This is a genomic window from Pseudaquidulcibacter saccharophilus, from assembly GCF_019455445.1.
In the GTDB taxonomy this organism is placed as follows: Bacteria; Pseudomonadota; Alphaproteobacteria; order Caulobacterales; family Aquidulcibacteraceae; genus Pseudaquidulcibacter; species Pseudaquidulcibacter saccharophilus.
Genome location: NZ_JAHWUS010000007.1, coordinates 22,303 through 43,474, shown reverse-complemented (window position 1 = coordinate 43,474; position 21,172 = coordinate 22,303). Strand labels below are relative to the sequence as shown.

Here is a 21,172-nt window from a genome sequence, read left to right as displayed (position 1 = left end):
CTAATGGCGCATTTCATTTTTATAACGCTTGATACGCTTTATGCTTTGGGTGTTAAAGGGTTTGAACCCCATGAAAACGTTGGGAATTAAATCGTCACAAGTAAAATAAGGCATTGAAAAATGAAAATTGTTGTTACCTCCCAGAATTTTAAAACCATCACAAATCATGCCGGCAAGGCACGCCGCTTCATTATTTTTAATGTGAATAAGGATGGCAGTTTTGAGGAATTAACTCGTTTAGATTTACCACAAGAAATGGCATTTCATAATTTCCAAGGTAATGAGCATCCGCTTGATGGCGTTGATGCATTGTTGTCTGCATCATTTGGAATGGGATTTATGAACAAAATGGCACGACGCGGCATTACTGCAAGCCTTGTAAATAGCACCGATATTAAAACCGCGATTGAAGAATTTTTAAAGAATGGGCAAATCGTGCCAGAATTTGCATGCCATAATCATGGCGATGCCGACCATGTTTGTGGTTGCAGCCATTAGCGATTGTTTATAATAGAACTTGTAAGATTGAGGCATTGTAAAGCGTAGCGAGAAGCACGATTGAACGCTGTCAAAATTAAAAACGAGTGAAACGAGTTTAGAGGAAATCTGTGGAAAATTATAGGAAACCACGCTTTTCTATAATTTTTCTCATGTTGAAAACAAGTTTCTGATTGAGGCACGTAGTGCCGAGGGTGGAAACTTGAATGAAAATGGTGCGGATGGCCGGACTCGAACCGGCACGGGCCTTACAGCCCAACGGATTTTAAGTCCGTGGCGTCTACCGATTCCGCCACATCCGCACATTGGAAGACGGCTTATAGTTTAGGTTAATTTTCTAGTCTAGTGTGCAAATGCCAAAAATTGCGGTTAATGGCATATCTTGTTGCAGGAATTGCATTAAATCATTCAATATTCGGTGAAAGCCCAAGTGTTTTTAACATTTCCAATACTTCTTTAATTCCGCTTTCAAGCAATTGTTCATCATTGCTGCGTACAACCAATTGTGTGCCATAGCCATCGCCGCGAAACCATGGGTATGAGCCAAATGAGAGTGTTGGATATTTCTTTGCAATTTCACCAAGCGGTTTTGCAATATCACCTTCACGCAAATTGTCGGCTTTGATTGTTTTTGCGATTATAACTTTTCCGGTTTTTAGGCGTGGTGCAATATCATCAAGCATGGCGCGCATAATATTTGGAACACCCGCCATAACGAAAACATTTTCCATTTGAAAACCGGGGGCAAAAGAAACTGGATTTTTAACAAGGCTTGCACCATCTGGAATGCGTGCCATGCGAAGGCGTGCTTCAGTAAGTTCATCACGCGCATAACGGTTAAGCATCATTTCAACTGCATCATCGCGAATATCAATATTTACACCAAATGCTTTGGCAATTGCATCGGCGGTAATGTCATCATGGGTTGGGCCAATGCCACCGGTGGTGAAAACATAATCATAACGGGTTCTAAGGGCATTAAGGCTTGTGATAATTTCTGGCTCTTCATCGCCAACAACCCTAATTTCCTTTAGGGCAATGCCAAAAGGTTGTAAGAATTTCGCGATTGTATTTGAATTTGAATCCTGCGTGCGGCCTGAAAGGATTTCATCACCAATTACCAGAATTGCCGCCGTAATTTCTGCCTCAACCATTGCTAACACCACAAAATATTTCTATATAGTCACAAACTAATATTTTGCTTTGCACAAAGAGACAATAAGCTTTAGCAAATGATAATCTGAGACACCAAAACCTGAGACAATAATAAACAATGAATAAAAAAATCAAAATCCACACCCCCGAAGATTTCCAAGGAATGCGCGTTGCCGGACAAGCGGCGGCAGAAATTCTTGATATGCTTGTAGATCATGTAAAACCCGGTGTAACCACGGCATATCTTGACGATATTGTTCGCGAATATATCAATGAAAAAGGTTGGGTTTCGGCAACGATTGGCTATCGTGGTTATCAACACGCAACCTGTATTTCAATAAATCACGTGGTTTGCCATGGCATCCCTGGTAATAAAGTTATCAAGAACGGCGATATTATGAATATTGACGTTACTGTGATTGTTGATGGCTGGTTTGGCGATACTTCAAGAATGTATGTGGCTGGGGAAACCAACCGCAAGGCAATGCGCCTTATGGACATTACATGGGAAAGTTTGCAACGTGGCCTAAAGGCAATTAAGCCGGGTGGACATTTTGGCGATATTGGTGCAGCAATCCAAGAATATGCCGAAAGCCAACATTGCTCTGTGGTTCGTGATTTTTGTGGTCATGGTCTTGGTCGCGTTTTCCACGATGAACCAAATGTTTTACACTATGGCACACCGGGTTCTGGCCCTGAAATTCTTCCGGGTATGTTCTTTACTGTCGAGCCGATGATAAATCTTGGCAAATGGCAAACCACAATTTTGCCTGATGGTTGGACCGCTGTGACCAAGGATCGTTCTTTGTCGGCGCAATTTGAACATGCGATTGGCGTGACAGAAGATGGCATCGAAATCTTTACCCTAAGCCCTAAAGGGCTTTACACCCCACATAATTCGGAATTAGAACCGTTTTTAGGTGGCAAATTATAAGGAGAGGGGATGGATAATTCTGGTCATCGTGAACGTTTGCGTACCCGCTTTTTAAAAAGCGGCCATGATGCTTTTGCCGACCATGAATTATTGGAACTTTTGCTTATGGGGGTGGTTTTACGGCGTGACGTGAAGCCAATTGCCAAGGCGCTTTTGTCGCGATTTGGCAATTTGAATGCGGTTGTTGCTGCATCGATTCCAGAACTTACAAACGTAGATGGCGTGGGGGAATCTATTGCCATCCACCTAAAGGCGGTTCATGCGATTTTATTGCGTGGCGAAAAAGAAAATATCACTAAACAGCCTGTATTAAGTTCGTGGGCAAGCCTTTTAAATTACCTTAAACTTGATTTGGAACACGAAAAGCGTGAACAATTTCGTGTGCTTTTCCTTGATAAAAAGCTGCGCCTTATAAAAGATGAGATGATGGGTGATGGCACAATTGACCATGCCCCCGTTTATCCACGTGAAATCGCCCGCCGCGCTTTGGAACTTTCGTCTTCTTCTGTGGTTTTGGTACATAACCACCCCTCGGGCGATGCGAAACCGTCACCGCAAGACATCGTGATGACCAAGAAGATAATCACCGCGCTCGAACAAATTGAGGTTAAGGTTATTGATCATATCATTGTTGGTTTTGAAGGATCGGTTTCCATGAAAGCCATTGGATTATGCTAATCCTTATGGAATTTTTATAAGTTATTTTAAGCTGGCGGTTGAAAACCCTCTCTTACTTCCCATAATGTTTTATAAATAAGGGGAGTGAATTTATATTGCCGCATGATGTTCCGTTAATTTCTACAATTGCAATTGGTATAGTGGTCGCGTTTATCTTTGGCGCTTTTGCCCAGCGTTTACGTCTTCCAATTGTTATCGGATATCTTGTGGCGGGTATTGTGGTTGGACCTTTTACACCCGGTTATACCGCTGATGCACACCTTGCATCACAACTTGCAGAAATTGGGGTAATATTCCTAATGTTTGGGGTTGGGCTTCACTTTTCAATCAATGACCTTTTAAAGGTTGGCAATATCGCGGTTATTGGTGCGATAATTCAGATATTTTTCGCGACATTGATGGGTATTGGCATTGCAACCCTATTTGGCTGGGGATTGGGTGCAGGAATCGTTTTTGGTCTTGCGCTTTCTGTTGCTTCAACCGTGGTTTTATTGCGGGCATTACAAGACAAAAACTACCTTGCAACTGAAAAGGGGCAGATTGCGATTGGCTGGCTTGTGGTCGAAGATTTGATAATGGTATTATCGCTTGTACTAATTCCACCACTCGCAACCGTTTTAGGTGGACAAACGGATTTATCGCATGCCATAGAGCCTGTGACTATATTGGGTTTAAACCCGATTGTCTCATCGGTGATTTTGACAATTGGCAAGGTGATTGCCTTTGTTGCCTTGATGTTAATCTTGGGGCAAAAACTTATACCCGCAATTTTGACGCGCCTTGATAACGGAGACTCACCTGAATTATTCCGTCTTGGGGTTTTGGCGATTGCACTTGGGGTCGCGTATGCAGCAACTAAATTCTTTGGTGTAAGTTTTGCCTTAGGTGCATTCTTTGCCGGCATTGTGCTTGCAGAATCGGATTTAAGTTCGAAGGCAGCAAAAGAAATTCTTCCGCTTCGCGATGCATTTGCGGTGTTGTTTTTTGTATCGGTTGGCATGATGCTTAACCCGATGGTATTCATTACGGCACCATTAAAAGTATTGGCGACATTATTGGTTATAATGGTTGGCAAATCCGTGGTTGCTTATGGATTGGTTCGTCTATTTAAATATAACCATGATACAGCATCAACAGTTTCCATAAGTCTTGCCCAAATTGGTGAGTTTTCATTTATCCTAATCACACTTGGAATTGGATTACAAATTGTTCCAATTGAAGCAAAGGACTATTTGGTTGCCGGTGCAATTATATCAATACTTCTTAACCCCGCATTGTTTGTGATTACTGAAAAACTAAGTAAAAAATATATGCCTCACAATAATTGAATAATTAAATTTGATTAATTTGACTTATTATATTTTAGGCTCACCTTTAGATTTCCTAAAGAGGAGATTTATATATGGCACATTATTTTGAAATCAAAAAAAACAAAAAAGAAGAATTTGTGGTTTATTTCAAATATAATAATGAAAGTATCTTTTGGACCGAAGGATACTCATCAAAAGCAGCGGCAAAGAACGCCATTGAATCAATCAAGAAAAATGGCCCAGGTGCCGAGATAAAAGAAGCCGAATAATTATTTAATTGGTAGGTATAAAATAGCTTCCGCTTCGTTTGGATTTACGAATGGCGGAAATGACACTCGTCTGCAAAATAGTGGGTAATCGTTTGGCTCATAACCATTATCGATAACCCACTTGTATAATTGTGTGGCGGGTATTCCAATATCATCGGGGTCGCCAATATAATTCAGCGATGCACATTTTAGTGCGGGTATAGTTGTTTCTTTAAAACCTTCATCAAATTTTGTATTTTCATTATATTCACAGCCAACTTCAAAATCATATTCGCTTTGTTCAAGCGGGTTATGGAATATATTGAATGTTGCATACTTTTGTGGTGGCAAATGGTTTTTAATGCGCCACGCAATAAATTTTTCAATTGTTTCATAAAGTGCATTTGGGCTGCCCCTATGGCGAAGGCCCGCAATATTAATTCCTTTAAACTCTATAATTTCAATATTTGGAATTTTGGCATCGCTCATTGATAAATTCTCCACTAAATTAGTTTTTTGATTTAGCATTAGATATTTTTGCAAATTTGGTGCTTTGCGAAATTCAGACGGGCTTTGGGCGAAATAGTTCTTGAATGCTTTTGCAAAGCTTTGGGATGAAGAATAACCAGATGAAAATGCGATTTCGGTGATGCTTTCATCGCTATTCTTTAATTTTACCGACGCAATTCCCAACCGTTTTAGGATAACATATTCATAAATATTTACCCCGTAAAATAGGGAAAACAGCCGATGGAAATGATATTTTGAAATCCCGGCGTTTTTTGCAAGCCTGTCAATTTTATAGTCGTGTTCTGGGGATGCACAAATTTCTTCGACAATTTGTCGAAATCTTTTTGCGATTATTTCTTTGGTGTTTATCATAATGCTCATGCCAATGGGGTAACATTATAATTTCGGTATTACTTGTCAAATATTGCTCAATTTCATTAATAAATTTCTTGGCTTATGCCTTGAGAATCTTTTCTATGTAGTCTAAAGCGCGTGGCATATAGGAAGGTTTTATCATGATCCCACGTTATGCCCGCAAAGAAATGGTTGATATTTGGTCCCAAGAATCAAAATTCCGTATTTGGTTCGAGATTGAGGCATACGCCACTGAAAAACTTGCTGAATTAGGTGTTGTGCCACTTGAAGCCGCCAAAAACGTTTGGGAAAAGGGTTCAAAAGCCGTATTTGATGTTGCGAAAATTGACGCCATCGAAGCCGAAGTAAAGCATGACGTAATCGCATTCTTGACCCACCTTGCTGAATTTATTGGTGATGATAGCCGTTTTGTGCATCAAGGCCTAACTTCTTCTGACGTTCTTGATACTTGTCTTGCGGTGCAATTAAATCGTGCGGCGGATTTATTAATTAAAGATGTTGACCGTGTTTTGGCGGCGCTAAAAAAACGTGCTCTCGAGCATAAATATACGGTTCGTATTGGGCGCTCTCATGGTATTCATGCCGAACCAACCACGTTTGGTTTAACACTTGCCCGTTTTTATGCCGAATTTACCCGTGCAAAAGAGCGCTTGATTGTCGCGCAAAAAGAAATTGCGACCTGTGCAATTTCCGGTGCTGTCGGCACATTTGCACAAATCAACCCATTAGTTGAAGAACATGTTGCCGAAAAATTGGGCTTGCAGCCTGAACCAATTTCAACCCAAGTAATCCCGCGTGACCGCCATGCCGCATTCTTCTGCGCTTTGGCCGTTGTTGCTTCGTCAATTGAAAACCTTGCGATTGAAATCCGCCATATGCAGCGTACCGAAGTTTTAGAGGCCGAAGAGTTTTTCTCAAAAGGTCAAAAAGGTTCTTCCGCAATGCCGCATAAACGTAATCCAGTTTTGACTGAAAACCTTACCGGTCTTGCGCGCCTTGTTCGTTCTGCTGCTGTGCCTGCATTGGAAAACGTTGCCTTGTGGCATGAGCGCGATATTTCGCATAGTTCTGTTGAACGTGGCATTGGTCCAGATGCAACTATCACCCTTGATTTTGCGCTTAATCGCTTGGCCGGTGTGGTTGAGAATTTGCTTGTATATCCTGAAAATATGAAGGCAAATCTTGATTTGCTTGGCGGCCTTCACAATTCGCAAAACGTATTGCTTGCGCTTACACAAAAAGGTGTGATGCGCGAAGATGCTTATCGTATAGTGCAACGTAATGCGATGGAGGTTTGGAATCTTCGCGGTGGTCGTCCTGCGGATGCGCTTATTAGCCGCCTGAAAAAAGATCCAGACGTAAACTCACGCCTTAGCGATGAAGAATTAGAAGGCTTGTTCGACGATAGCCGCCACCTTAAAAATGTTGATGTATCGTTCAAAAGAGTATTTGGCGAATAGTTTAAAACCAGCTTTCGACTTTTGCCTTTGACGGAACACCACCCGCGTGGACGATTTCACCATCAATCACCACGCCGGGGGTGGACATTAATTTATAGCTCATGATTTTTTGAATGTCTTCGACCTTTTCAAGTTCGATTTCGACACCTTTTGCGGCCGCAATATCTTGAACCAGTTTGGCGGTATTTTTGCAATTGGCGCAACCCGTGCCAAGAATTTTCACATTTTTCATTCTGTTTTCCTTTACAACACAGCGTTAAACACATAGCCCACAAGCAATATTCCACCTGCGACCACGCCTATAAAAGTTATAATTAATCGTAGTTTCAAAACTTTGCGAAGAATAATCATCTCGGGCAATGAAAGGGCAATAACCGACATCATAAACGCCAAAACCGTTCCCAAAGCTGCACCCTTGGCAAGCAGTGCTTGAACTATTGGAATAACACCAGCTGCATTGGTGTACATTGGAATGCCAATTAAAATTGCCAATGGAACAGACCACCAAACATCTTTGCCCATTAATTTTGCCATGAAATTCTCTGGTACATAGCCGTGAATTAGTGCACCCACGGCAATCCCACCCAATATATAGGGCCAAACTTTGCCAACGATTTCTTTAACAGATTGAAAGCCGCTTTCGATACGCTCAGACAGGGTCATTGTGTCGGTTACTTTATCTGCGTCATATTTGGGCATTTGTTGCACCCAATCTTCAAGATAGTTTTCCATTTTCAAGCGGCCAAGTATAAAGCCAGAAACAATTGCCACGCTTAAACCAAGCCCAAGATATAAAGCCGCAATTTTCCAACCAAACAATGAGAATAACAAGGTTAGTGCGACTTCATTAATCATTGGTGCAGCGATTAAGAATGAAAAAGTTACACCAAGTGGAACACCAGCTTGCACAAAGCCAATGAATAAAGGAACCGCAGAGCATGAACAAAATGGCGTTACCACACCCAAACTTGCGGCGGCAACATTCGCCACACCTTCAGTTTTTCCAGCCAATATTGCCCGTGTCCGTTCAGGTGTGAAATATGAATTTATCATCCCCATAACAAAAACAATGCCTGTCAGAAGCATTAAAACTTTTGGCGTGTCATAGAAAAAGAATTGAACTGCCCCACCCAAATGTGATTTCGGATCAATTGGCAATAGACTTACTACCCAATGCGAAAATGCAATCAGGCTTTTGTAAATTCCAAACCAAATTGCAAATGATAAGGTCAAAAATACAATGGGTTGTTTTTGCACTAATTTGTTAAACACGGTTTCCATCCACATCAATCATAAATGTACCATCTTCTTTATAGAATGGGGCAGGTGGCCATTTTTCTAAAATGTCCAAAACAGTTTCTGAAGGGCGGCATAATTTTGAACCTTTTTCGGTAACGACTATCGGGCGATTTACCAAAATTGGATATTCAAGCATTGCCGCAAATATGGTTTCATCAGAAACATCATCTTCCATTAATCCCAATTCTTTGGCGGGGGATTTTGTGGTGCGAAGCGCTTGTTTTGGTGTCAAGCCGCAGGCTTTTAACAAATGGCGTAATTGTTCTTCTTGCCAGCCGGTTTTGATATATTCGATAATTTCGGGCTTATAACCTGCGGCCTCAATAACTGCCAACACATTGCGCGAAGTGCCACATTCGGGGTTGTGATAGATTTTTATTGTCATTTAATAGACCCTCTTATTTGCGATATTTACAAGCCACAGCATCACCGGAACCTCAACTAAAACCCCGACAACTGTTGCCAATGAGGCCCCTGAATTTAGTCCAAATAGACTTATGGCAACTGCCACCGCCAATTCAAAAAAGTTTGACCCACCAATCAATGCCGCAGGGGCAGAGATATTATGCGGCACTTTGATTTTACATAGCCAATTAAAGGTAAGGAAGAACATTAAAACGCTTTGGATAAAAATTGGAATAGCAACCATTGCAATGACCAAAGGCTTTGCAATTAATGTTTTTGCCTGAAAGCCGAATAATAAAACCACTGTCGCCAATAACCCAATTATTGAATAGGGCTTTAGGTGATTTAAAAGGCGTTCTAATTTTTCGGATCCAAGGTTTTTGCGCGTAAAATAACCCGCCACAATCGGTATGATTACGTATAAAACCACAGATAATATAAGCGTGTCCCAAGGTACTGTCACATTCGCAATGCCAAGCAATAATGCAACAATTGGGGCATAGGCAACAATCATCACCAAATCGTTCAATGACACTTGCACAAGGGTGTAATTCGCATCACCCTTCACAAGTCGCGACCAGACGAAAACCATTGCCGTACATGGTGCAGTTCCAAGCAATATAAGCCCCGCAATATATTCTTTTGCCTGCTCTTTGGGAATGAAGGCGGCAAAGGCAAATTGCAAAAATATTATGCCCAATAATGCCATGCTAAAAGGTTTGATAAGCCAATTAACGATAAAGGTAACAATTAAGCCTTTGGGATTTTTGCCAACATTGGTAATGGTCGAAAAATCAACATTCACCATCATTGGGTAAATCATTACCCAGATTAAAACTGCCACCACCAAATTTACATGTGCATATTCAAACGCGGCAATAGTTTGAAATAGTGGCGGATAAAGGTTGCCAAGAATTACACCCAAAGCAATCGATAAACCAACCCAGATTGACAAATTTTTCTCAAACAGACCCATTTTATTACTTTCTATTATTTTGATTTGCCAATTTCATTCATTTTTGTTTGCAATGACATTTTATCAAGACTTGTGATTGGTAGGCTTGCAAAAGCTGTAATACGGTTTTTAAGCATACGGTATGCTTCGTTAAATGCGGTGGCGATTTCTGGTTTGCTTCCCTCAACATTGGCGGGGTCTGCAACGCCCCAATGTGCGTTCATAGGCTGCCCAATCCAGACGGGGCAGGTTTCACCGGCGGCATTATCACAAACCGTAATGACAAAATCTAATTTAGGTGAATCTGCGGTGGCAAATTCATTCCAATCTTTTGAACGTGCAAATTTGGTGTCAATATTCAAATTTTCCAAAAGCGCGATTGAATTTGGATTAACTGCGCCTGTTGGGTGTGAACCTGCCGAATAAGCCACAAATTTGTCGCCAAAAAAATGATTTACGATAGCTTCGGCAAGAATAGATCTTGCTGAATTGCCGGTGCAAAGAAAGAGTATATTGAATTTTCTATTACTCATACGCAATTCTCCTCATTACAAGTATTAACAACCATATTTATAAGTGGACGACAGACCGCACCTTCACCGCCGCAACAATCCTCTAATAAATAGGTCAAAAGTGATTTAAACTCATTCATATCCATGAAATAACGGATTACGCGCCCATCACGTTCCGAATAAATTAAACCAGCATTTTGCAATACTGATAGATGTGATGACATGGTGTTTTGTTTTACCCCCAAGGCATCACTAATTGCGCCGGCGGGCATTCCATCTTTGCCAGCCTTTATCAATAGACGCATTGCCTGAAGACGGGTTTCAAGGCTTAGGGCAGAAAAGGCATTGGTTGCTTTGATAATATCCATATATCGAGAAATATAGATATATAAGGATGGTGTCAAATGATATTTTTATGACTTTGTAAAAAGGTTGAATTTAAGGGGGCATAATCTATATAGATAGTTACAAATAAAAAGAGAGACACCAAAATGCCAATGCACCCAGATGAAATCCACGATATGATTAAAGAAGCCTTTCCCGATGCCGATATTGAAATTATCGACCTTGCAGGTGATGGTGATCATTTCAAAGCGATTGTGGCAACTTCTGCATTTGTTGGCAAAAGCCGTGTGGCGCAACATCAAATGGTTTATGCCGCATTAAAGGGGAATATGGGCGGCGCATTGCATGCCTTGGCTTTGGAAACGAAAGTTAAATGATTGAAACCGAGCGCTTGATACTTCGTCCGCCTATTTTAGAGGATTTAGATGCGTTCACCAAGATGCGCGGCAATTTTGAACGTTCAAAATATGCGGGTGGCGGGCTTGACCCCGCAGGTGCATGGACAAAATTTATGACCTGGGTCGGTGCATGGCAAATGTATGGCTTTGGTATGTTTAGCGTGATTGAAAAATCAACCGGCGACTGGATTGGTAATATTGGTCCGGTAAATATGTTCGATTGGGTCGGTCAGGAATTTGGCTGGGCATTAATAGAAAGTGCCGATGGTAAAGGCTATGCTCAAGAAGCTGCAAAGGCGGCATTAAAATGGTGTTTTGATAATTTGCCATTTGATGAATATGTGCATTCAATCTCGCCTGAAAATCCGGCATCTTCAAAACTTGCAGAGCGTATTGGCGCAAAATTCATTGGTGAAGTTGTGCTGCCGCCACCCTATGAAGGGCAAATTGATCACCAGTGGAAAAGCTTTCGATCATAGGCAAGTGTGTTGGCAATTTGAATTATTGTGCCACTAGGGTGCCGCAAAATAAATATTTTAACAAACGGTTTTTTTGCCTTTAATTTGCCAAATATTAGCTTATTACTATTGCCAATATGGGGGGAATAGAATGAGAATTTTTCGCGCCTTTTTTATTGCTGCGTTTTTTGCAATTCCGGGGTTGGCATCATCTGCCACAACAAGCCCTGCGCTTGATAAAGCATATGAAGAATATGATAATTCCAATTTTGACAAGGCGCTAAAATTATTTGAAGCCGAGTGTTCAAAAAATGATGGTGAGGCATGTGAACAAGCCGCATTAATGTATGAAGACGGTGAGGGGACAGACAAAGATGTTCACAAAGCAAAAGATCTTTATTCAAAATCCTGTGATTTAAAAGACGGTAATGGCTGTGCCAATCTTGGTTTTTTGTATGAAAATTATGAAGAGTTAAAAGGCAGCGACACGACCATTTTCCAACTTTACCAAAAAGGTTGTTCGATAAATTCTGCATTGTCCTGTAACAATCTTGCTTCTGTTTATCAGGACGGCGTTGGAACCACAAAAGATTATGCAAAGGCAAATACATATTTCCAGAAATCATGTGATATGAAATATTATGCCGCATGTAGTGGGCTTGGTTATCTTTATGATAATGGTTTTGGCGTCGAAAAAGATATTAAAAAGGCAACCTCTTTTTATAAATTGGCGTGTGAGAATGAAGATAGCACAGGCTGCTATAATTATGGTCTTGTCCTTAATGATGATGAAAATGCCAAAGTTGAAGATAGGGAAGCTGCGTTCCATACCGGTTGTATAAAGGGCTATACCGAAGCATGTGTGGTATTAGGCGAGGCGTACCGCGATGGTCTTTATGGCATGGATAAAAAGCCAGGCCTATCGGCCGACTATTTTGGTGTTGCATGTGAAAAAGATGATATTAATTCATGCCTGAATGCCGGCGAATTATACTTACAAGATAAAGAAAAAGTTCAAACTGGTATCGATATGTTGGATTATGCCTGTGGCTTATATTCTGATGAGGCGTGTGCAAAATTGGCATGGGTTTATAGTGATGACACCTATACCAAAAAAGATTTGGAAACCGCAAAATCCTATATTCAACAAGCAAATGATATTGATAGCGATAATGAGCTTGCAAAAAAATGGACTGCCAAATTCGGTAAAAAATAATTGGTTTTGGTGTCGATAAAAATGCAAATTCACAAATCTATAAAATTGCTGATTATTATGGCGGTAGGGTTGGTTTTTGCCCCCTGCCTTTCACAAGCTGGTGAGCCAGAATCCCAAGAAGAGGTAAAATCCGCCGCTGAACGTGGTGCAGTTTATCTTTATTATAAGGATTATGACAAAGCCAAGGACTTGTTGGAATTTGCATGCAACAACAATGATTACACATCCTGCACCTATCTTGGATTGATGCACGAAGATGGCAATGGTTATCCCGTGGATTTAAAAAAGGCTTTTGAATTATATCAAAATGCTTGTGATAATGGTGATGGCGGTGGGTGTGTTAATGTTGGCTTTATGTACGATAAAGGCAAATATTTTGCAAAAGACATAAAGCGTGCCAGCGAATTTTATCAAAAAGCATGTGTCCTAAATGATGAAACTGGCTGCACTAATGTGGCGGTCAATTATTTCAAAGGTGATGGTGTCGCCCAAGATGATGTCATGGCCGTTAAATACTATAAAATGGCGTGTGATTTGGGTGATTATGAATCATGCTCTGGCCTTGGCTATATGTATCAATATGGGCGTGGCATTGGAAAAAGCACCGATACGGCAATGAAGTATTTCAAAGATGCTTGTAATCACGAAATTGGGGTTGGTTGTAAAAATCTGGGCGTAATGTTTTCTGATCCGCAATATAATCGCACTGATTTCATCAAGGCCGCCGAATATTTCGAACAAGGCTGCGCATTAGAAGATGGTGATTCTTGTTCTGAAATTGGGTTAATTTATGAAGAGGCACACGGCGTTAAAAAAGACATGAAGTATGCCGTTAAATATTATGAAATGGCGTGCAATTATGGCTCTGGTCTTGGCTGTAATAATATTGGTGCCGATAAGTATTTCAATGGTAAAAATATTAACGACTATATTGCGGGTAAACGGCTATTTGAAAAATCCTGTGACCTTGGTGCGGCTATCGGATGTTCTAATTTAGCCGCAGTTTATACCGAAAATAAAACCAAGGAAAAGAATACCAAAAAGGCAATCAGCCTGTTCAAAAAAGCTTTGGAGATTGACCCAACTGAAGAAAACGCACTTCTTTGGCTTAAAAAATATGGGTATAAATGAAATTCGCGCTTCGTGAAATGCAATTGCAGGCATTTGACGAATAGAAACATTTCTCTCACGTAAAGCGTGATGCAGCGCATAAAAATTTTTCATAAGACAATTTCATTCGATTTATTGAAAGGAATTGAAAATGAAAAATATCATAAAAATTTCTATTTTGGCTCTCACTACGTTTGCAACTTCGGCATTTGCGCAGGAGGCAACTTTTCCACTTACTGTGCAATTAAATGGCCTTGAAAGCGAAGATGGAATGATAATGGCCTGTGTAAGTAGGCAAGAAAATTACGATAAATTTGGCTGCGATTACCGTGCGGCAGTAAAGGTAGAAGATTTAAAAAATAATCAATTCACCATCGAAAACATTGCCAAGGGCAAATATGCAATAAGAATTTTTCACGATTTAAACGGCAACATGAAACTTGATACCAATGCAATGGGTATTCCTAAAGAGCCATGGGCCGCAAGCAATAATGCAAAAGGCAATTTCGGGCCACCAAAATTCGATGATGCCGCAATTGATGTAAATGGCGCAACCGTTACCAAAATTACAATTGAATAGGGCGCGAAATGTTTGCTTTATTATATGATGCAATTGATGTGGTCCCGCAAATTACCCCTGCGACAGAAATTGTTGTAACCCAAAAAAAAGAAGAGAAACCAAAGCCTGTCACAAAAGTGGACGGTGATGTGGTCATCGTAAAAGCGAAAATCATATCCCGCCCATTCGCCCAGGTTAAAATGAACCGCCTTGATATTTATACTAATCCGGCGGCAAAGGCGGACGCACTTTTGGCGGTTAGTGATTTACAATTTTCCACCAATAACAATAATGATGCTGATATTTCATTACGTGGCGGCTCCCCCCGTCTTACACGTATCTATTTCAACGATATCCCAATTTATGAAGCGGTGCGTGGGACATCGGTTTTACAAACCACGCGCTCATTTTCAATTTTCAATACCTCAACAGTGCGCGATGTTGAAACCTATGCAACCGCCGCCCCTGCTTATTTCAACAATAATGCCGGTGGTGCAGTGCGCATTTTGCCGGATGATAGTGGAGTAAAGGAAACCAGCCTTCAGGCTAATTTTGCCAAATCAACCTTTGTCTATTCAAGGCCTTTTAAGGACAGCTCAAAGGGCTTTATCCAAACTTATATAGACTATTCAAATTTGGCACCGCTTTTGGTCGTTAATCCAGACTTAAAGTCATTGGTTGAAAAGTCACAAGGGGTTTCAATTGGGGTAAATACATTATTCCGCCCAAAGGATGGCACTGAATTTCGGCTTTATGTAATTGGCGATACCGAAAATTCCCGCCACCCTTATGATCTTTATGATGATAGCAATAAATTATCTGACAAAAAGTCACGCAATTATAATTTATTTTCATTCGAGCAATCATTGGGTAGTGCGCGTGTAAAACTTGATGTCGCCAAAACTTTCACCGATGAAAAAATCTATATTGGCGGGAATAATTATCGCAATCAAAACCAATATGACTATCTAGATTTAAACCTTGCCGGTCGGTTGCAGGATAAAAAATTATCTTACCGCATTGGGCTTGGGTATGAAAACTTTGACCTTGAAAGTGGCAACGGCGTCCAAAGCATAAAAAGAAATGCCGATTATCTTTCTTATTATGGCTTTATGACATGGAACCCAAATTCAAAATTCACGCTTGGCGCGGGGTATCGCGATTATTTGCAAAATGATTTGCATATTTCAAATTCGGCTCATTTAAACTTGTCGTTCAATATTCCAAACTCACGGCAAAATATTATACTTGCTTTTGGGCGATATGGTGCGGTGGTTTTACCAATTCGTTCGGCGCAGGAAACTATTGATACAGTGCGCAGTGACCAAGTTTCACTTGATTATAAATTAACTATGGGCGACAACAAATTCACCATTGGCGTCTATCACAAGAATGATACAATTGCTGGTGAAACCACAAAAATAAACGGTGTTGATGCCACAATTACCGCCAGCTTTAACAAGCTTGAACTTGATGGTGTTTTTGCGCGGTCATTGCCTTATCAAATGATTGGCGGCGAAAAACAAAATGGCAATGAAAAGGTTGATTACCTTATAAAGCTAAAGGCAAAATATTCGCTTGCGGGGTTTCAAAATATCAATCTGATTTATACCGGCATGAGCGGGGCATATTATTCAAAACCCGTTTCGTTTGATGAAATAAATGGGCCGATTTATGGGCTTAAAAACCAATATCAGCTAAAAGATTATAACAGCCTTGATTTCAGCTATATAAAATCCTTCAAGGTAAGAAGCCTTAAAACCGATCCGATTTTTTATTTGAACGTCAATAATTTGTTCAATACAAAAAATCAGGCCGGGGTGCAGTTTAATTCCGATTATTCCGATTATAAAAACCGTTATTATGTATCGCGAACAATTGTGATGGGTACCTTGATACAGTTTTAGGGTCCTGACCCTAGCTGTTTTTAAAATCTGCCTTAGGAATTTTATTGCGCGCAAGAGCGGCATGAAGTGCGCCTAAAAATTCCGGGGTGATTTTTGCCTTGGGGAAGAAATTCATAATATCTTCGCGCTGCATGACGATGATGGTTTTATCATTTTCAAGCCATTTGAAGAGATTGGCAAATTCGATACTTCCATACATTACGTTTGTGCGTATATTTAGCTCTTCACCCTCGATGGTAAAGGTAATCTCATCTTCATAATCTTTGATTTGTTCAAAGGCGCGTTTTTGTTTTTGTGGGATGTTGGTATAAACCACTAACATAGTGCTGAAATAAAATGCCACCGTGGCCAAAACGCCAATGCAAATATTTATAATAACGTAAAATGCCGCGCTTTTTTCCATGGAACGGCTCATTAATTCAATTAGGCTGCAAACCATGAAAACCGCAACCAAAACCATAAGGCCAGTGCGGAACATTTTATATCCATTGAAATAGCGTTCGGAAAATAAATTTTGTGCATCAATTAAATCCTGCACTTCATATTTTATTGCGGCACTGAACTTATCCATGATGTGATTATACACGCAGAATCAAGATGATGACAAGCGCTTCAATTATAAATTAGATTACTCAAACCTATTTATGGATATAATCTTTATGAAATAAACAACAGGTTAGAGTTGTAATATGAATACTAATTGAATAAAGTCCTCCTGCAACTAAAAAATTTATATATTTCAATAAATTATTATGACGATGAATGTTTCAAACGATTCTCCGGATTTAGGTTTAAAACCTCTAAAGTTCGTGCACTTCTTTTTGGCTAGCATTGCCGGGGGGGGGATAGTTGGAACATTGGACGGGCTAATAATCAGTTTATTGGCAAACACCGCAAGTTTTTTCTTTTTAGGAATTGTTTGGGGTGTTTTAGTTGGTGGGTTGTTGAATTTAATATTGGGTTATCCGCTTCATATATTATGCAAAAATGCCGATACAAAAACCCGAAAATTAATTTTTTTAATCGTTGGCTTCATAGTGGGGGTTATATTGGGGCTAATAATTTATAATTGGCTCGCTGCCGGTACAGCTGATTGGGAAGATTAAATGGAAATAGGGATTCTATTTTGCGGAATATTTGGCGCGATAAGTGCATTTGTTTTTGTAGCAACACTGGATAAGTTTCGGGAAAAATAATTACCCCTTTTGGGTGATTGATTTTAAAAATATTATTTATAACTGATAATGGTTGAAGTTTCGGTATTATATCGTTGGAGTGATTTATTTGAATGAAAAATCTGAAATAATCCACGATTATACATTTGCAAAGGTTTTATTGTGGCTTTTACTAGTTATCTTAAGCTCGGCAATTCAGTTTTTACCAGTGTGCATTGTGCCTTTTATTCTGTTTTCTGGTGATGGAGAGGCAGATTTTCGAATTGCTATTATGTATATCTTGGCAGTCTTTCCAATCGCGGCGTGTGCAGCTATTTTATCTGCAATTATTAAACTTGTAATGCTTAGGGCGATAATAATAAAAGTAAATAAGCATAAAAGATTTTATATTGCGTCTATGGCGTTATTACTAAATTCAATATTAATTGCATTTTTTATGTTTTTTATTGCGGTTGGCTATGGTTCTGTAATTAATATTATTTTGCTGTCAGTCCCATTTTTAATATTAGATGCCGTAATATATGTTTTTTTTATGGAAAGAATTTTTGTTTCATATATTGATAGAGGCATGATTATCGCAATTGACGGACCATTGGCATCGGGAAAAGGAACTTTAGCACGCGCATTGGCGGCGCATTTTAGCTTGCCTCATCTTGATACAGGGTCATTATATAGGGCGGTGGCGCATAATATGATGCGCGAAGGCTACAAGTTTAATAATACTGCGGCGGCGGCTGATATAGCGCGACATCTCAATATAAATGGCATTATTGATGCCGATTTGCGCACTGCAGAGGTGGGGGCGGGGGCGTCAGTTGTTGCGGCAATGCCCGAAGTTCGCAAGGCACTATTTGATTTTCAGCGTAAATTTGCAGCAAATCCAAAAGGTGCGGTTTTGGATGGGCGCGATATTGGCACGGTTATTTGCCCAGATGCCGATTTTAAATTTTTTATTACCGCGAGACCTGAAATTCGTGCCGAGAGACGCTTAAAAGAACTTCATGCGGCGGGCGATAATATAACGCTAGAAGAATTAACCAAGCAGATTGAAGAACGCGATTACCGCGATGCCAACCGCGCCGATGCACCACTAAAGCCAACCGAAACCTCAATCATTCTTGATACTTCGGATATGGGAATTGATGAAGTGATTCAAAAAGCGGTGGGGATTATTGATGGAACAAATAAGTAAGAAGATGGCGGAAACTTTAACCGCGAAACAAACACCAACAATTGCAGACCTAATTGTCCCTGCATTGGTTTCGGGGCAAGCGGCAGCGTTCAGCGCGATATTATTGCTATTATTAATGAATGTAATTTTTGATAATGGTAATTTTTATGGTGGCTTTGGTCTTACATCATTTTTGCCATTTGCCTTGTTGGTAACAATGATTATTGGCATAATTTATGTCGCGCCAATCATAATAATATATGGGATTATTATTAGAAAATTATATAACAAGCCTTATTTTTCAAGGCTTGCTTATATTGGTGGTTTTGTTTTGGCATTTTTGCCCCAAGCATTGCTTCAGGTTTATTTCGTAACCAATATGCAAAAATTTGATTATTTTGGCGGGGCAATTGCACATATAAATTTTCCTAGAACCATCGTGGCGTTATTTATTTGTGGTTGTTGCGGTTTGCTTGCGACTAAAATAATGCTTACAAGACTTCGTGTCCTGATGGCCCAAACGCCGCCACAATAATTTTTTCCATATCTTTTGCTTGTTGTTTGGTTTCGTCGAATTCGCCTTTACCAAGGTGTCTTACGATGCGCCCTTCTTGTAGGAAATAAATCTCATCGGAATAGGCAAATACGCTTTCCCATGAATGCGATGCCGAAAGAAGGCCAATTTTATCCTCATGGCATAATTGCAAAAGCATTTGCCTTGTACGGAATGATGCCGCGGCATCAAGTCCATCAAAACTTTCATCAAGAAATAAAAAGTCCGGCTTTACGCATAAACCAATTCCAAGGCATAATTTCTTTTTTGTGCCCCATGATAATGACGATATTTCATTATTAAGCCAAATATCGCCATCAAGCGTTTGGCAAATTTCATCCCATTTAGGATTTATTTTTCCTTGTTTTTCACGCACAATAATGTCGATTAATTCGCGACCTTTTAAATATTCTGGTAAATCGGATGGGGTTGGAACAAAGCTTATGGCGTTTCGCCTTTGAACTAGCGCAATTTTTTTTGTGCCATCTGAATATTCACCATGGTTTTTAATATCCCAACCTGCGAGGCATTTCAAAAATGTGGTCTTGCCAGAGCCGTTCGCCCCCACAATTGAAACCCATTCGCCGGCTTTAATTTCCAAACCAACATCAAACAAAACTTGGCGCTTGCCATAAAATGCCGATAGGTTGCTAACCTTAAGATAGTCCATAAAAGCCCTTTGGTTGGTTTTTGAAATTTTGATACATAAAGAATGCCGCAAATAATGGCATCAATGGCAAAAGTGCCACGGCAGTAAAGCCTAGCACTAAAACTTCGCCTGTCATTGCAACCATACTTAAATTTTTTCCAAATCGGTTGTGATATAGCATTGCGGCAAACAATAAATAAGCACTTGTAATGATAAATATAATTGTTGTCGGAAAAAATTCCCAACCCTTAAGAAATGCAATAATTGTTGCAGCAATGACAAGCGCGACTTGCCATATAGAAAGTCTTATAAAGTCAAATAATATAGTTCTAAAAGGGGGTGTTTTAAGCGCGAGTTTTTCGGTTAAATCACTAATGCTTAATTGATAGACATATGATTGCAGCAAGAGAAAATCTATCGCCAACGCAATTACAATAAATTGTGGGCTTTTAAAATATATATTCGCGATAATGCCTGCAATAAAAATAAACGAAAGTGAAAATATTACGCTAAAATCAATCCATTTTCTGCGCCATACAAGAAATTTGGTGGCCAATAAGTTGTTGGCTGGTGATTGATTATTACCCAATATAAGCGATGATCTTTTCGAGCTTGCATTGTTCGATTTCTTTAAGAATGCCAATAATATTCCACATAACATCACGCTTATTAATGCGGCGGGCAATGATAGAAATAATTGTATAAAAGATAAAAGAATTACCTCGTGAACGCTGATATTAAAATGTAGTGGCAGCATGAAGCATATTACAATATTGGCCAATAAAACCACTACACAATTTATTATTATCGAGTTGAAAAATACTTTTCGGCTTTGTGGTAAGTAAAGGTAGATTTTCTGTGACCTAATTATAAGTTCAACTGCTGTAACTAGGAAAATTTGGTTTATGAAAAGCGTAACAACATATATGAAATAATGTAGTGCTTTATTATGAAAAATGGCGGTTTGTTTGAAGGCAAAAACAACCGCAGTATAATAAACTAGGATTAGAATTTTCCAAAAAATCCATGAAGCAACGCGATTGGAAATCTTGCCATCCAGCATTGTGCTTTTGATAAAATAGAAAAAATTAAGCTGGGTTGCGCCGATGGTTTGCATTATGCCTCTTATTTACCCCACATATAGTGTTTGAAATAGTCTTTTAAAGTTAAATATCATTCAAAATGACTTGCAATCGCATTTTTTTCATGTATAGACCCGCGCATTGAAAAGGCTGTGGGTCATGCCAATAGGTAAATTCCAAACCCATAGTTGTTTTTAAGCCTTTGAAATT

The 21,172-nt window shown here is 39.7% G+C and carries 26 protein-coding genes and 1 tRNA gene; 15 read left to right on the top strand and 12 right to left on the bottom strand.

What is annotated here, in order from left to right:
- Positions 1-120 precede the first annotated feature (120 nt).
- Entirely contained in the window at positions 121-498 is a 378-nt protein-coding gene (locus KXV15_RS13065; RefSeq protein WP_240008655.1) for a NifB/NifX family molybdenum-iron cluster-binding protein, read from the top strand.
- Positions 499-711: 213 nt separating this feature from the next.
- On the opposite strand, the gene KXV15_RS13060 is transcribed toward KXV15_RS13065, so the two are convergent.
- Positions 712-800: transfer RNA gene (locus tag KXV15_RS13060), tRNA-Leu, on the bottom strand.
- Between the two features lie 102 nt (positions 801-902).
- Complete coding sequence (locus KXV15_RS13055) at positions 903-1,652, bottom strand: competence/damage-inducible protein A (RefSeq protein ID WP_240008654.1); 750 nt, start codon at positions 1,650-1,652, stop codon at positions 903-905.
- 119 nt (positions 1,653-1,771) lie between these two features.
- Here KXV15_RS13055 and map point away from each other — a divergent pair, with 119 nt between their 5' ends.
- The 4 genes from map to KXV15_RS13035 all read left to right on the top strand — a co-directional run bounded on the left by map (position 1,772) and on the right by KXV15_RS13035 (position 4,844).
- Positions 1,772-2,587, top strand: a complete 816-nt coding sequence (map, locus tag KXV15_RS13050; protein WP_240008653.1) for a type I methionyl aminopeptidase — start codon at positions 1,772-1,774, stop codon at positions 2,585-2,587.
- Positions 2,588-2,596: 9 nt separating this feature from the next.
- On the top strand, positions 2,597-3,265 hold the full coding sequence (gene radC / locus KXV15_RS13045; RefSeq protein ID WP_240008652.1) for a RadC family protein: 669 nt from the start codon (positions 2,597-2,599) through the stop codon (positions 3,263-3,265).
- 95 nt (positions 3,266-3,360) lie between these two features.
- Positions 3,361-4,593 (top strand): cation:proton antiporter domain-containing protein, encoded by a 1,233-nt coding sequence (locus tag KXV15_RS13040; RefSeq protein WP_240008651.1) that lies wholly within the window; start codon positions 3,361-3,363, stop codon positions 4,591-4,593.
- 74 nt (positions 4,594-4,667) lie between these two features.
- Positions 4,668-4,844: a YegP family protein gene (locus KXV15_RS13035; RefSeq protein ID WP_240008650.1), complete on the top strand. Its 177-nt coding sequence runs from the start codon at positions 4,668-4,670 to the stop codon at positions 4,842-4,844.
- On the opposite strand, the gene KXV15_RS13030 is transcribed toward KXV15_RS13035, so the two are convergent.
- Entirely contained in the window at positions 4,845-5,714 is an 870-nt protein-coding gene (locus KXV15_RS13030) for an AraC family transcriptional regulator (RefSeq protein ID WP_240008649.1), read from the bottom strand.
- Between the two features lie 134 nt (positions 5,715-5,848).
- Between KXV15_RS13030 and purB the strand changes: the two genes are divergently transcribed.
- Positions 5,849-7,168, top strand: coding sequence for an adenylosuccinate lyase (purB, locus tag KXV15_RS13025; protein ID WP_240008648.1), 1,320 nt, complete (start codon positions 5,849-5,851; stop codon positions 7,166-7,168).
- 1 nt (position 7,169) lies between these two features.
- On the opposite strand, the gene KXV15_RS13020 is transcribed toward purB, so the two are convergent.
- The 6 genes from KXV15_RS13020 to KXV15_RS12995 are packed head-to-tail and all read right to left on the bottom strand — an operon-like array spanning position 7,170 to position 10,707.
- Positions 7,170-7,400 (bottom strand): thioredoxin family protein, encoded by a 231-nt coding sequence (locus KXV15_RS13020; RefSeq protein WP_240008647.1) that lies wholly within the window; start codon positions 7,398-7,400, stop codon positions 7,170-7,172.
- 11 nt (positions 7,401-7,411) lie between these two features.
- Positions 7,412-8,401, bottom strand: a complete 990-nt coding sequence (locus tag KXV15_RS13015) for a permease (RefSeq protein ID WP_240008646.1) — start codon at positions 8,399-8,401, stop codon at positions 7,412-7,414.
- Between the two features lie 31 nt (positions 8,402-8,432).
- Positions 8,433-8,852, bottom strand: coding sequence for an arsenate reductase (glutaredoxin) (arsC, locus tag KXV15_RS13010; RefSeq protein ID WP_240008645.1), 420 nt, complete (start codon positions 8,850-8,852; stop codon positions 8,433-8,435).
- A complete protein-coding gene (gene arsB, locus KXV15_RS13005; RefSeq protein ID WP_240008644.1) occupies positions 8,853-9,848 on the bottom strand; it encodes an ACR3 family arsenite efflux transporter in 996 nt (331 codons plus the stop codon). It lies immediately after the preceding gene.
- A 14-nt stretch (positions 9,849-9,862) separates the two neighbouring features.
- Positions 9,863-10,360, bottom strand: a complete 498-nt coding sequence (locus KXV15_RS13000; protein WP_240008643.1) for an arsenate reductase ArsC — start codon at positions 10,358-10,360, stop codon at positions 9,863-9,865.
- Positions 10,357-10,707 (bottom strand): ArsR/SmtB family transcription factor, encoded by a 351-nt coding sequence (locus KXV15_RS12995; RefSeq protein WP_240008642.1) that lies wholly within the window; start codon positions 10,705-10,707, stop codon positions 10,357-10,359. The genes KXV15_RS13000 and KXV15_RS12995 overlap by 4 nt, the downstream gene beginning before the upstream one ends.
- Before the next feature lie 123 nt (positions 10,708-10,830).
- Here KXV15_RS12995 and KXV15_RS12990 point away from each other — a divergent pair, with 123 nt between their 5' ends.
- From KXV15_RS12990 to KXV15_RS12965, 6 genes are all read left to right on the top strand, one after another.
- A complete protein-coding gene (locus KXV15_RS12990; RefSeq protein WP_240008641.1) occupies positions 10,831-11,061 on the top strand; it encodes a BolA/IbaG family iron-sulfur metabolism protein in 231 nt (76 codons plus the stop codon).
- Entirely contained in the window at positions 11,058-11,561 is a 504-nt protein-coding gene (locus KXV15_RS12985; protein WP_240008640.1) for a GNAT family N-acetyltransferase, read from the top strand. The genes KXV15_RS12990 and KXV15_RS12985 overlap by 4 nt, the downstream gene beginning before the upstream one ends.
- 130 nt (positions 11,562-11,691) lie before the next feature.
- Positions 11,692-12,756 carry a tetratricopeptide repeat protein gene (locus KXV15_RS12980; protein ID WP_240008639.1) on the top strand — a complete coding sequence of 355 codons (1,065 nt, stop codon included), beginning with the start codon at positions 11,692-11,694 and terminating at the stop codon, positions 12,754-12,756.
- A gap of 21 nt (positions 12,757-12,777) precedes the next feature.
- A complete protein-coding gene (locus tag KXV15_RS12975; protein ID WP_240008638.1) occupies positions 12,778-13,887 on the top strand; it encodes a tetratricopeptide repeat protein in 1,110 nt (369 codons plus the stop codon).
- A 130-nt stretch (positions 13,888-14,017) separates the two neighbouring features.
- A complete protein-coding gene (locus KXV15_RS12970; RefSeq protein ID WP_240008637.1) occupies positions 14,018-14,446 on the top strand; it encodes a DUF2141 domain-containing protein in 429 nt (142 codons plus the stop codon).
- A gap of 8 nt (positions 14,447-14,454) precedes the next feature.
- Entirely contained in the window at positions 14,455-16,332 is a 1,878-nt protein-coding gene (locus KXV15_RS12965) for a TonB-dependent receptor plug domain-containing protein (protein ID WP_240008636.1), read from the top strand.
- A 10-nt stretch (positions 16,333-16,342) separates the two neighbouring features.
- On the opposite strand, the gene KXV15_RS12960 is transcribed toward KXV15_RS12965, so the two are convergent.
- Positions 16,343-16,903 (bottom strand): hypothetical protein, encoded by a 561-nt coding sequence (locus tag KXV15_RS12960; RefSeq protein WP_240008635.1) that lies wholly within the window; start codon positions 16,901-16,903, stop codon positions 16,343-16,345.
- Between the two features lie 181 nt (positions 16,904-17,084).
- On the opposite strand from KXV15_RS12960, the gene KXV15_RS12955 reads away from it, so the two are divergent.
- The 3 genes from KXV15_RS12955 to KXV15_RS12945 all read left to right on the top strand — a co-directional run bounded on the left by KXV15_RS12955 (position 17,085) and on the right by KXV15_RS12945 (position 19,213).
- Complete coding sequence (locus KXV15_RS12955; RefSeq protein ID WP_240008634.1) at positions 17,085-17,438, top strand: hypothetical protein; 354 nt, start codon at positions 17,085-17,087, stop codon at positions 17,436-17,438.
- A 601-nt stretch (positions 17,439-18,039) separates the two neighbouring features.
- On the top strand, positions 18,040-18,699 hold the full coding sequence (gene cmk, locus KXV15_RS12950; RefSeq protein ID WP_240008633.1) for a (d)CMP kinase: 660 nt from the start codon (positions 18,040-18,042) through the stop codon (positions 18,697-18,699).
- Positions 18,683-19,213, top strand: coding sequence for a hypothetical protein (locus KXV15_RS12945; protein WP_240008632.1), 531 nt, complete (start codon positions 18,683-18,685; stop codon positions 19,211-19,213). Before cmk ends, KXV15_RS12945 begins: the two co-directional genes overlap by 17 nt.
- Here the strand turns inward: KXV15_RS12945 and KXV15_RS12940 are convergent.
- The gene (locus tag KXV15_RS12940) at positions 19,170-19,901 is read right to left on the bottom strand and encodes an ATP-binding cassette domain-containing protein (protein ID WP_240008631.1); all 732 of its coding nucleotides are present in this window, start codon (positions 19,899-19,901) and stop codon (positions 19,170-19,172) included. The two genes, KXV15_RS12945 and KXV15_RS12940, sit on opposite strands and share 44 nt — an antisense overlap.
- A complete protein-coding gene (locus tag KXV15_RS12935) occupies positions 19,888-20,997 on the bottom strand; it encodes a hypothetical protein (RefSeq protein ID WP_240008630.1) in 1,110 nt (369 codons plus the stop codon). The genes KXV15_RS12940 and KXV15_RS12935 overlap by 14 nt, the downstream gene beginning before the upstream one ends.
- Positions 20,998-21,172: the final 175 nt, after the last annotated feature.